This window comes from Deinococcus sp., from assembly GCF_025362455.1.
Taxonomy (GTDB): domain Bacteria; phylum Deinococcota; class Deinococci; order Deinococcales; family Deinococcaceae; genus Deinococcus.
The window spans coordinates 54076-64756 of the sequence record NZ_JANYGJ010000091.1 but is presented as its reverse complement, the minus strand read 5'-3'; the positions used below and the strand labels follow the sequence as shown (position 1 = coordinate 64756).

Here is a 10681-nt window from a genome sequence, read left to right as displayed (position 1 = left end):
TTGAATTCGTCGCTCCAGCTCAGCGTCCAGGCAGGGTCGGCAGGGATAGGTGCTAGCGAGGACTGAGCCGATGCGTGAGAAAAGGTCAGCGCGGCAAGCAGCGCCGTTGTCGTGAACTTGAACATGATCCATGATCGCACTCTGGCGGGGCGAGTGGAATCACCCACAGAAAAACGCCGACCCAGCTTCCACTGGCGTCGGCGCTCCCCTCACTCCCCAAATCTTTTCCCACAAGCCACGCGCCACAAGCCTCCCCCTCAGTTCCCCAGATACTTGTGCCACTCGTGGCGGTCCTGCGCGAACTGGCCCTGGGCGTAGAAACCGAAGCTGGGGGCACGCGGGCGCAGCCGCAGCGGCATGGCGGCCTCTTCGGGCGTGCGGTCGCCCTTGCGCTGGTTGCAGGGGCGGCAGGCCACCACCACGTTCTCCCAGCCGTGGCGCCCGCCGCGTGAGCGGGGATGCACGTGGTCAAGGGTCAGGTCGGCCTTGTCGCCGCAGTACTGGCAGGTGTAGGCGTCGCGGCGCAAGACATTGCGGCGGTTGAACGGAATCGGGTGGACGCGGGGGCGGCGGATGTAGCGCCTTAAGCGGATCACGCTGGGCACGCTGAGCACGGTGCTGGGGGAGCGCACCACGTCGTCGCTGTTTTCCAGCACCTCGGCGACGCCGTACTGAATGAGGGTGATGGCCCGCTTGGCACTGGTAACGTGCAGCGGTTCAAAAGAAGCGTTCAGCACCAGCACGCGCGGCACGTTCAGGTTCAAAGCCACCCGTACAGGCACAGGAGATATCTCTGGCCCGTTCATGGCGTCAGTTTAGTGTCAAATCGCCGAAAAAATGTTGCGCCGAACGGCTTAGGCCCATTGACCAGCAGGCAGGCCACCGGAAAGTGCCGCCTGGGAGGCTCAATTGCTCAGTCTGATGGTGCGGCGCTCAAGCGCCGAGAAAGCCCCGCACCCCATCGGCGACGTACTGAACTGCCAGCGCGGCCAGCAGCACGCCCAGCACCCGCGTGACGACATGCACGCCCGACTCGCCGATCACGCGGGCGATCTGGCCGGATAACCTCAGCGCCAGGTAACACAGCAGCAGCACGCCCGCCGTCACCACGAACACGGCGCTCAGCAGCAGCGGGTTGCCGTGTGCGCCGCCCGCCAGGATCATGATGCTGGCCAGCGTGCCCGGCCCGGCGATCAGCGGAATCGCCAGCGGAAACACGCTGATGTCGGGCCGGGTCTGGGCCTCGTGTTCCTCGCCCGCGTTCTCACGGCTGGGATTGCCGCGTGCGAAGACCATATCGAGCGCGATCAGAAACAGCAGGATGCCGCCCGCCACCCGAAAGGCGCTCAGGTCGATGCCCAGGTGGTCGAGCAGCGGCTTGCCCAGCAGCCCGAACACCAGAATGATGCCGCCCGCCACCAGCGAGGCTTTCAGGGCGATGGCGCGGCGATCAACCGCCGGGCGGTCCCCGGCCAGGCCGATGTACAGCGGCGCCAGGCCGATGGGGTCCATGACCACCAGCATGGTCAGGAAGGTTTGCAGTGCGGTGCTCAGGAGGGCCGTGGTGTTCATGGGTCCAGCCTAACCCAGCGCCGGTTGGAGACTGAGAAAGGCGGCACTCTCCCGGCTTTCGGCAGGAGCCACTACGCCGTGCTGAGCTTACGGGACGCGGGCGAGGCCAACGCGGCGGCTGTGGCGGGCGCGGCGGCTGTGGCGGGCGCGGCGCGGCGCGGGCACCCGGCGAAACCCTGGCCTGCACCGCAACCGCGCACCGGACTGGACCACCGGGCCTACCGCCCCTATTTACCAGCAGCAAACGCCGTGCTGACCGCTGCCCAGGCCCTCCAGATGAAAAGCAGTTAAGCCCTACGCGGGCCTTCTCATGAGAATGGGCCGTAGGGTAGAAGCATGGAACGAAAGCCGCTTGTCCTCGTCATCGAAGACGAAAAAGACATCGCCCGCTTTATCGAGTTGGAGCTGGCCGCCGAGGGTTACGCCACCGAGGTCGCCTTCGACGGCGTGACGGGCCTGTCCAAATTCCGCGAAGTCAACCCCGATCTGGTGATCCTCGATTTGATGCTGCCGGTGCTCGACGGCCTGGAAGTGGCCCGCCGGGTGCGCAAGACCTCCAACACCCCCATCATCATCCTGACCGCCAAGGACGGCATTCAGGACAAGGTGGAGGGCCTGGATTCCGGCGCCGACGACTACCTCATCAAGCCCTTTTCCATCGAGGAGTTGCTGGCCCGCGTGCGCGCCCACCTGCGCCGGGTCAACCCCGCCGTGACCGGTGAGGTGCGCGTCGCCGATCTGGTCATGAACTTAGATGGGCGCGAGATCTTCCGGGGCGGGCGGCGCGTCGAGCTGTCGGCCAAGGAGTTCGAGCTGCTGGAACTGCTGGCCCGCAATCCCGGCAAGGTGTTTAGCCGCTTTGAAATCGAGGAAAAGGTCTGGCCCGAATATACCGGCGGCAGCAACGTGGTGGACGTCTACATCGGCTACCTGCGCCGCAAACTCGAAGAGGGCAGCGAACGACGGCTGATTCATACCGTGCGCGGCGTCGGCTACGTGCTGCGCGAGGAATGACGCCCTGCCGAGACGGGTATTGGAGGCAGGTCTTCATCACCTACCCTTAGACTGAGCCCATGTTGGCCAGACTGAGTGAACCGCCCTCGTGTGAGCCGCCCTCGTGACCCTGCGCGGGCGGCTGACGCTGTTTTATACGGTGCTGCTCACGGCGCTGCTGCTGCTGCTGGCGGTGCTGGTGCTGGGGCTGATGCGCAACCGCCTGATCGGCAGCATCAAAGAAGACCTGCGGGGCAATACCTTCGGTCAGATCACCCGGCTGACCCTGACGCCGGGCGACGGTGAGACCGGCACCTCGCCCAGCCCGACGCTCTCGAAGCTGCGCCAGAACTTCCCCAACTACCGCGTGCAGGTCGAATTTCTGTTTCCCAGCATCGAGGTGATTCAAAAAGAGTTGCAGGGCAGCGCCCAGGACCGCCAGAAGGAGCTGAGCTTTCTGCGCCGGATGCAGCGCGAGAAGCCGGTCAATTCCGGCATTACCCAGGGCTCGCCGGTGGTGCTCAGCGACGAGCAACTGCTGGAGCTGCTGAGCAACCCGGACCGGGGCCTGGAGCTGACCACGGCGACCCAGGCCGATTTCGAGGAACCGGTGCCGACCCAGGTGTACGTGCAACTGACCGAGGTCCAGACCGGCAAATCCATCATCGAGAACACCGACGAGACTCAGCCTGCACTGGTGTACGTGGGACGCAGCCTCCAGGGCACCTACGACACGCTCGACCGGCTGCGTTCGCTGATGCTGGTGCTGTTTATCGCCGGGCTGTTCATCAGCAGCGGGGGCGCCTACGTCCTGTCGGGGCAGGCGCTCAGGCCACTGCGGCAGGTGCAGCGGGCCGCCGAGCTGATCGGCGGCAAGAACCTCAGCGCCCGCGTGCCGGAGCCGCCCACCCAGGACGAGGTGCAGGCCCTGGCCCAGTCGCTCAACCGGATGCTGGGGCGACTGGAAGGCTCGTTCGAGGCCCAGCGGCGCTTTACCTCCGACGCCAGCCACGAGTTGCGGACCCCTGTGACGGCCATCAGCGGCCACGCCAGCTACCTGCTGCGCCGCACCGACCCCAGCGAGGGCCAGCGCGAAAGCCTGACGATTATTCGCAGCGAGGCCGAGCGGCTCACCAATCTGATCAGCAGCCTGCTGGACCTGGCCCGCTCCGACGGCGGCGTGATGGTGCTCAGGCGCCAGCCGGTGCTGCCCACCCTACTGATGGGCGACATCGCCCGCGAGTTGCAGCCGCTGGCCCAGGCCCAGAACGCCGTGCTGAACGTGACCGGCAGCGACGAGGCGCTGGAGGGCGATCCGGACCGGCTCAAGCAGGTCATCATTAACCTGGTCAGCAACGCGCTGAAGGCCGGGTCCACACGGGTCGAGCTGAGCAGCCGCGCAGACAGGGGTATACGCGGCGAGGACGGCGTGCGCCTGAGCGTCAGCGACGACGGCCCCGGCATCGCCCCGGAGCACCTGGAGCGGCTGTTTGACCGCTTCTACCGCGTCGAGGAGTCACGCAGCCGTGACCAGGGCGGCGCCGGACTGGGCCTGGCGATTGCCCGCAGCATCGTGGACGCCCATGAGGGCCGCATCTGGTTCGAGAGCGAGGTGGGACACGGGACGACCGTGAACGTTTGGCTGCCCAGGGGCAAGGTGGCGATGCTCGACGAGGACGTGGCGTGAGGAGAAAACAAGATGAATGACGAACTGCGGCTGTTGTATTCCTGGGTCAAGGGTTCGCGCGAGCGGGTCTTTGCCTGGTTGGAAACCCTCCCACCCGGCGTATTGAGCACCGAGCACCCGGACTTTGCTTACGGCAGTCTGCGGAATATCCAGGCGCACATCGCCGATTGTTATCTTCTGTGGGTGGGCCAGCGCGGCCTGGGTCTCAATCGGAACGGACCATGGATTGACGCTGAGAGTTTTGAAGACGTTTCGGCGCTACGCGAACAATTCCGCGAGGTGAACGACGTGCTGGAGACGGCCTTCGGACGCTTCACCGACCTGGACGCGCCGATCACTGTACAGGACGGACCGTACGACCCGCTGCACGTAACCCAGCGCTGGCTGGTGCTGCACCCGATCACCCACGAATTCCATCACAAGGGCCAGATGCTGGCGCTGGGCCGCCTTCTGGGTCATCCTTACCCACCTGGCCCGGATACCGACCTTGCGCTGCCCTGACTTTGCCTGTCGCCAGCAGCGAAAAGCCCACCCCCCCATTACGGAGAGCGGGCTTCCCCACTACCTACTCCCTTACCTCATCAACCAGTCGAAGACCGCCTTCAGCAACGCACTCCGCGCCGACGGGCTCAGTCCCTCCAGGCCAAAACCCATGTTGACGGTGCGGTAGCGGCCTGCGTCGTTGAGCACGATGGCCCCGGCAGGCTGACCCGCCGACTGGGCGCGCACGGGTGGCTGGCGGACCTTGCCGTTGCCGCTGGCCGCCTGGGCGATCAGTTGGCGCAGGGTCTGGGCCGTGACCTCTTTGACCAGGCCGCGCGGATCGGCGGCTTTGGCCTGGGCGCGGCTGCGGTTGCTGTCGGTGCGGATGCTCTGGGCCTGGATGGTGCCCGCGTTGGCTCCGGCGCTGCCCCAGGTGGCCGCCACGCTGGCGCCCCCGATGTCGGCGATCACGTCCGGGTAAAACTGGTTCTGGGTGCTGCCCTCGGCGTTGAGGGTGTAGCCCGCGTTGCCCAGCGGACCGCTGGTGACGAACTTGCTGGTGCCCGCCGAATCGGCCACGAACTGGGTCTTGAGGTAGTTTTTGTAAAAGCCGGTCTCGCCGATGTCGTAGCCCACATCCTGCCCGCTGACGATCAGCTTGCCGCCGCCATCGAGGTACTGCGCCAGGTTGCCCTGATCCTGGGCGGTGATGGTGCCGTCGTACTGCTCACCGGTCAGCCACAGCACCACGTTGTACTTGCGCATCTCAGACAGCGGCACCGGCCCCTGGCTCTGTACGTCCCAGCGAAAGGCGGAGGCGGCGTTGGCCTTCACGGCGTCGCGCAGGGCGGCGGTCACGTCCGGACCCTGGCCCCGGTCGTCATCGACGAGGAGCACGGTGGGACGTTTGCCGTTGGCCGGTTGCGGAGCGGGCTGAGGCTGCGGAGCCGGAGTGGGTGCCGGTTGCGGCGCGGGCGCCTGGCCGCTGGCCGTTTTCACGAAGCAGCCTTTGAGCTGGCCCGGTGCCGGATCGTTGCCGCCCCATTCCTTGACCGTACACAGCAGCGTGGGCGAGGCGTCGTTGACACCGAAGATGTATTTGCCAGCGGCGCCGAAGGCCACGTCCTTGTTGGCCACGTTGTTGCAACTTCCGCCTTCCAGCGTGCAGAGGGTGTAGCCCGCCGGAGGCGTGGGGGACGCGGGTGCGGGCTGGGGGGGCGGAGCCGGGGCAGGCTGGGGAGCCGGAGCTGGTGCCGGAGTGGGCGCAGGAGCCGGGGCCGGTGTCGGAGCTGGGGCCGGGGCAGGCTGCGGTGCGGGTGCCGGAGCCGGGGCAGGCGCCTGGACGTTCACGCCCAGCTTACCCAGGGCACCCGGCAGATTGATGACGCCGTAGCCGGTGTTGTTGTTCTTCTGGCCACCGTTCGACGCGCTGCTGAACAGGGCATTCTTGATGGCGTCGGGGCTGGTGCCGGGCTTGGCACCGAGCATGACCGCCACCGCGCCCGCCGCGATGGGTGCGGCCTGCGAGGAACCCGACAGCGAGCCGTAGCCGCCGCCCGGAAAGCTGGAGGTAATCGCCACGCCGGGCGCCGCCACGTCCGGCTTGACGAAGGTGCCGTTGTAGGCGCCGGTCCAGGCCACCGGGCCGCGTGAGCTGAACGAGGCCACGGCGCCATTCTGATCTACCGCGCCGACGCCGATCACGTCGGGGATGTTGCCGGGGCTGCCGGTGGAGCCGCCCGTGGGGCCGAAATTGCCGATGGCGAACACCGGGATCACGCCCGCCTTGAGCATGTTCTGAACCGGCGGCACGAACTCCTGGTAGGTGCCGGGCAGGCCCAGGCTCATGCTGACCACATTGGCGCCGTCGTTGGTATCGGCGTTGTTGTCGGGGTCGAGCACCCACTGCATTCCGGCGATCACCTGGGCGAAGGTGCCCTCGCCGCCGGGCAGCACCAGGGCGCTGATGAGCCGGGCGTCGGGCGCCACGCCCACGGTGTTGCCGACCAGCAATCCCGCCGTGTGGGTGCCGTGGTTGCTGGAGTCGTGCGGCGCAGAGTTCGCCACCTTGTCGCCGTCGGCGTTGAACTCGGCGTAGGCGGCGATTTTACCGGCGTACTCGCTGTGGTTGGGGTCGATGCCGGTATCGAGGTGGCCGATGCGCACCCCGCCGCCCCTGAGTCCGGCTGCCCGCGTCGCCGCCGCGCCGATGGCCGAGAGCTGGTACGGCGTGCCTGCCGGAGCGCCGGACGCGCTCTGGGCCGCCACACGGGGCAAGCTCACCTGAAAGTTCTCGAACACCTCGTCCACGATGGGCAGGGTCGCCAGCACGCGGGCCTGCACCGGCGAGAGCTTGAGGTAGATCGACTGATCGAGCCACAGCGCCGTGCCCCCCTGGAGCGCCTGATTGACAAAACCCGCGTCGGAGCCGAGCTTGGCGACGGAGGCCTGAAGCTGCACGCGCAGGTTCTTGAACAGTTCGCGGCCCTGGGCGTTGTTGGCCACCCCGAAGCGCACGATCACGCCGGTCGGGGTGTTGTCGCCCGCGCGGGCCTTGGTCAGCAGGCCCGGCGAGAGCCGCCCTGCCGAGGCGCCGCCGAGGGCGCCCACGCTCAGGGCGGCGCCGAGCATCAAAGCGGCCCTGGTCATCAACGGGATTGGTTTCATGTCAAGCAGCCTAGCGTGCCGGGTATGACGCGCCCTAAGCCGGGCATGAGGAAACCTTAAGCGGGCGTCAGTCCAGGGTCAGGCGGCGTTGGCCCCAGCGCATCAGGGCGCGTCCTGCGGCGTCTTCATCTGGTCTGATTCACCTGGTCTGATTCACCTGGTCTGAGCACTTCCGGATCACGTAAAAATCACCCTGGACTCCCTCCTCAACGACATTGACGGCAGCATGGCCGTGGCCCTGGTCGATTTAAGCAGGATTTCCGGGGCGTCTACGCCAGCGCCCTCGATACCTGGCTGAACCTCAACTCGAACGACATCCTGGGCGGCACCTTCGCGGGGCCGAAGTGGCTGAACTGAAGGTGAAGACCACCCCGAAGCTCTGGCTGGCTGTGGCGCTGCTGACACTGGCGCCCGCCCTGGCCATGCCTGCCTTCCGGCTCCAGGCGATTCCCCAGCTCCACTATGATGAGGGCGAGCCGCTGTGGCAGTACAGCGCCGGGGTTATGGCCTGCACGTTTTGCCACGTGAACGCCAAAGGTGGCGCACCCTGGAATTCTTTCGGCCAGGCGCTCCAGAACGGCTTCCAGGCTGATCCCAAAGCGAAATTCGGCGCGGTGCTGTACACCGTGCTGGCCGCCAACGGCGACGCCGACGGGGACGGGTATCCCGACGCCACCGAAGTTTTCGCCCACACGCTGCCGGGCGACGCCACCAGCCAGCCGGAGCAGCCGCTGGCCGAGCTGGAGGCAGCGTTTGAGAAGGCGGGCGGAGTGGAGTTGTACGCGGCGAAAAGGAAGAAGTAGCCTCCAAGTTACTCACGACGGGTCAGCCGGGCACGACCAGAATGGATGGATGAAGCATCTGCTCCTGTTGGCTCTGACGTGCTCACCCTGCGCCCTGGCCGCTCCGCTGTGCTATCCGGCGACGACTGTGCTCAAGGCGGGTGTGCCGGTGCCGTACCGAGACCAGGTGACAAGCTCCCCGCTGACGCCCGTGCTGCGCGGCGGCGAGGTGTATCTGCCGATCCGGTACGTGGGGAGTGTGCTGAATCAGGAGGTGAGCGCCGACCGTATCTGGAACGTCTTCTACATCAGCGGCGTGACCTTCCGGGTGGGCGAGAAGGAGGCTCACGGCTCGGCTCCGACCATCGGCGGCGTGAACACTGTGGACCTGCGCCTTTACGATGTTTCCCCGTACTTCGAGGCGAGCCGCATCTACGTGCCGCTGAAGATGCTGCCCTGGCTGGAGGCGAGGCGTAGCGCAGACGGCACGCTGAAGCTGGTAGCGCCGAAAGGGTGTCCGAAGTAAGCTGGCGACGCTAATCTGGTCGCCCGCCTGCCAAGCCTGACGGTCGATGCCTTTAGCTCCGCAGCCACGTGACCCACATCGGCTCCGGCACGTAGCCCAGGCGGTGATTGACCTTCAGCATGGCCTGGTTGAGCACGGTGCCCCCGGTACTCGCCTCCGTATGGCCCTGAGCCTTCGCCCAGGCCAGCGAACGCGCCCCAACCAGCGTGCCCAGGCCCCGGCTGCGGTGAGCGCGAGCGACGGCGGTATGCTCGGTTTCGGCGTGCTTGTGTTCGGGGCGCAGGGTCAGGCGCGTGAACGCCACGATTTCGCCCTTCAGCCGCGCCACAAACGCCGTTTCCCCTTGCAGAATCACGGCCCGCAATTCCTCCAGGCTGAGGGCGTCCGGCGTGGTGGTCGGGTTGCGGGGCGCGTCGGCCACGGCTTCAAGGCTCAGGGCGTGGAGGTCGGCCCAATCGGTGTCAGGGGCCGTATTGCTGAGCATTTCGGCCTCGTAACCGTCCAGAAAGAGCCGCTCTTCGAGCTTCTGAAAGGCGGCGAAGTCGAAGCGGTTCAGGTCCAGGTGGGCGCCCCAGGACTGCCAGGCGTTGCGAAACCCGGCGGCGGCGAAGAAGGCCATCTGGGGGCTGAAATCCTCACGGGCCACGCCGACCACCGGGGCGTGTTGCGGCAGCCGGGTCAGGGCCAGGGTATAGAGCGCGTTGAAGTGGGCGGCGTTCCCGGCGAAATCAAGGCGGTAGGCGCCGGGCAAGGGGGTTCCGAACGGCGAAACGCCCAGCGTGGCCTGGACCTGCTGAGCGGCAGCGACGAGACGGAAGCTTTCCGGCGCTGTGGACACCTTGAACTGTTCGGGCGTGTAGGTCCAGTGGCCGTGTACGCTGGCCGTGACCAGTCGAGCGACCTGAGCGGCGTCTGGGAGCTGAAAATCGCGGACGTGAAGCGCGGTGATGTCAGTCATACCTATAGTGTGGACAGCGCCGAGCTGCGGAGCAAAACGTGAGCCTACGCGATCTGGCTTATCCGGCCTGGCTTATCCGGCGCGAGGCTCCAACCAGATCCAGGTTATAATGTGGCAATGCAACAATCTGCACCTCTCCTCAGAACGCTGCTGATCGCTGGCCTGGTGCTGGGCGCCGCGTCCAGTATCTTCGCCAGTTTAACCAGCTCCGTGTCCGCTGCAAACGTGTGGGTGGGCTTGATCGGGCTGACGATCAACGCCTTCTGAACCGTCGCCTACCGCAACTGGGTCGGCGACATCGCCCGCCTGACGCCGGTCTCGACCCTGGCCCGGTCCAGCCGCGTGGTTCAGACGTGGCTCCAGGTGACGCAGATCGTCATTCTGGTGATCGCTGGCCTGGTCGGACTTGCTGGTCTGCTGCTGCTCGTGGTGAGCGGGTCGATCTTACCTGAGCTGAGCGGGGTAACCAGGATCAGCCTCGGCATCGGCTTGATCGTCGGCGCAGCGGCCCTCCTGATCGTCTACCCCATGACCGGCGCGTATCTGCTCTGGACAGGCGCACTGAGCGAGGCCGCCCAATCGAAAGCGGACTCCGTGAATCTACCGAGGGTGCGGCAGACCACCGCCAGACTCTCGGTGTGGCTCGTCGTTCAGATGGTGCTCACGGCGTTGCTGCTGGTCTCTTCACTCTTCACGCCGCAGGACATGGGCCAGAGCCCGCTGGGCCGCTCCCCGGTAGGCTGGCTGGCTCTGGTGATTTCTGCGGCGGCGCAGGTCGTCAACCTCTGGCAGCTCTGGGCAAACCGGGACTTCGCCCTCAAAGCGCAGGCCAGCGCCAGCCGGGGCGAACTGAGCACGTTCAGCACCCTCACCTGACCCTCCCCTTTGGCCTGGAGGGCAGCCGACGGAGCTATGCAGCTATGCAAACCTAAATTACATTCTCTTGCTACGCTGGCAGCGTATTATGTCTTCACCGGAACGGGAGCGCCGTGAGTGTGCTCAGAGTCAACTTT

General features: G+C 66.3%; 12 protein-coding genes. 8 read left to right on the top strand and 4 right to left on the bottom strand.

Annotation, left to right across the window (positions count from 1 at the left end; all coding sequences use genetic code 11):
• Positions 1-257 precede the first annotated feature (257 nt).
• Together Q0R23_RS06805 and Q0R23_RS06800 are read right to left on the bottom strand one after the other, a co-directional pair.
• The gene (locus Q0R23_RS06805; protein WP_293911667.1) at positions 258-806 is read right to left on the bottom strand and encodes an HNH endonuclease; all 549 of its coding nucleotides are present in this window, start codon (positions 804-806) and stop codon (positions 258-260) included.
• A gap of 127 nt (positions 807-933) precedes the next feature.
• A complete protein-coding gene (locus Q0R23_RS06800; RefSeq protein ID WP_293911665.1) occupies positions 934-1572 on the bottom strand; it encodes a MarC family protein in 639 nt (212 codons plus the stop codon).
• Positions 1573-1650: 78 nt separating this feature from the next.
• Here Q0R23_RS06800 and Q0R23_RS06795 point away from each other — a divergent pair, with 78 nt between their 5' ends.
• The 4 genes from Q0R23_RS06795 (at position 1651) to Q0R23_RS06780 (ending at position 4753) form a co-directional block, all read left to right on the top strand.
• Positions 1651-1863, top strand: coding sequence for a hypothetical protein (locus Q0R23_RS06795; protein WP_293911663.1), 213 nt, complete (start codon positions 1651-1653; stop codon positions 1861-1863).
• A 45-nt stretch (positions 1864-1908) separates the two neighbouring features.
• Entirely contained in the window at positions 1909-2586 is a 678-nt protein-coding gene (locus tag Q0R23_RS06790; protein ID WP_109827840.1) for a response regulator transcription factor, read from the top strand.
• Between the two features lie 103 nt (positions 2587-2689).
• A complete protein-coding gene (locus tag Q0R23_RS06785) occupies positions 2690-4252 on the top strand; it encodes an ATP-binding protein (protein ID WP_293911660.1) in 1563 nt (520 codons plus the stop codon).
• A gap of 12 nt (positions 4253-4264) precedes the next feature.
• Positions 4265-4753, top strand: a complete 489-nt coding sequence (locus tag Q0R23_RS06780) for a DinB family protein (protein WP_293911658.1) — start codon at positions 4265-4267, stop codon at positions 4751-4753.
• 72 nt (positions 4754-4825) lie between these two features.
• Here the strand turns inward: Q0R23_RS06780 and Q0R23_RS06775 are convergent, their stop codons facing one another.
• The gene (locus Q0R23_RS06775; protein ID WP_293911656.1) at positions 4826-7402 is read right to left on the bottom strand and encodes a S8 family serine peptidase; all 2577 of its coding nucleotides are present in this window, start codon (positions 7400-7402) and stop codon (positions 4826-4828) included.
• Between the two features lie 359 nt (positions 7403-7761).
• Between Q0R23_RS06775 and Q0R23_RS06770 the strand changes: the two genes are divergently transcribed.
• Positions 7762-8205 (top strand): hypothetical protein, encoded by a 444-nt coding sequence (locus Q0R23_RS06770; RefSeq protein WP_293911655.1) that lies wholly within the window; start codon positions 7762-7764, stop codon positions 8203-8205.
• Positions 8206-8254: 49 nt separating this feature from the next.
• Complete coding sequence (locus Q0R23_RS06765; RefSeq protein WP_293911654.1) at positions 8255-8710, top strand: hypothetical protein; 456 nt, start codon at positions 8255-8257, stop codon at positions 8708-8710.
• A 52-nt stretch (positions 8711-8762) separates the two neighbouring features.
• On the opposite strand, the gene Q0R23_RS06760 is transcribed toward Q0R23_RS06765, so the two are convergent.
• Positions 8763-9668, bottom strand: coding sequence for a GNAT family N-acetyltransferase (locus Q0R23_RS06760; protein ID WP_293911653.1), 906 nt, complete (start codon positions 9666-9668; stop codon positions 8763-8765).
• Positions 9669-9785: 117 nt separating this feature from the next.
• On the opposite strand from Q0R23_RS06760, the gene Q0R23_RS06755 reads away from it, so the two are divergent.
• Entirely contained in the window at positions 9786-9935 is a 150-nt protein-coding gene (locus Q0R23_RS06755) for a hypothetical protein (protein ID WP_293911651.1), read from the top strand.
• A 96-nt stretch (positions 9936-10031) separates the two neighbouring features.
• Entirely contained in the window at positions 10032-10544 is a 513-nt protein-coding gene (locus Q0R23_RS06750) for a hypothetical protein (RefSeq protein WP_293911649.1), read from the top strand.
• Positions 10545-10681 lie beyond the last annotated feature (137 nt).

Excerpts from the sequence above, each read along its gene's own strand:
- Q0R23_RS06775 (WP_293911656.1), bottom strand. The coding sequence starts at position 7,402 with ATGAAACCAATCCCGTTGATGACCAGGGCCGCTTTGATGCTCGGCGCC.
- Q0R23_RS06790 (WP_109827840.1), top strand. The coding sequence starts at position 1,909 with ATGGAACGAAAGCCGCTTGTCCTCGTCATCGAAGACGAAAAAGACATC.
- Q0R23_RS06765 (WP_293911654.1), top strand. The coding sequence starts at position 8,255 with ATGAAGCATCTGCTCCTGTTGGCTCTGACGTGCTCACCCTGCGCCCTG.
- Q0R23_RS06760 (WP_293911653.1), bottom strand. The coding sequence starts at position 9,668 with ATGACTGACATCACCGCGCTTCACGTCCGCGATTTTCAGCTCCCAGAC.
- Q0R23_RS06805 (WP_293911667.1), bottom strand. The coding sequence starts at position 806 with ATGAACGGGCCAGAGATATCTCCTGTGCCTGTACGGGTGGCTTTGAAC.
- Q0R23_RS06780 (WP_293911658.1), top strand. The coding sequence starts at position 4,265 with ATGAATGACGAACTGCGGCTGTTGTATTCCTGGGTCAAGGGTTCGCGC.
- Q0R23_RS06800 (WP_293911665.1), bottom strand. The coding sequence starts at position 1,572 with ATGAACACCACGGCCCTCCTGAGCACCGCACTGCAAACCTTCCTGACC.
- Q0R23_RS06755 (WP_293911651.1), top strand. The coding sequence starts at position 9,786 with ATGCAACAATCTGCACCTCTCCTCAGAACGCTGCTGATCGCTGGCCTG.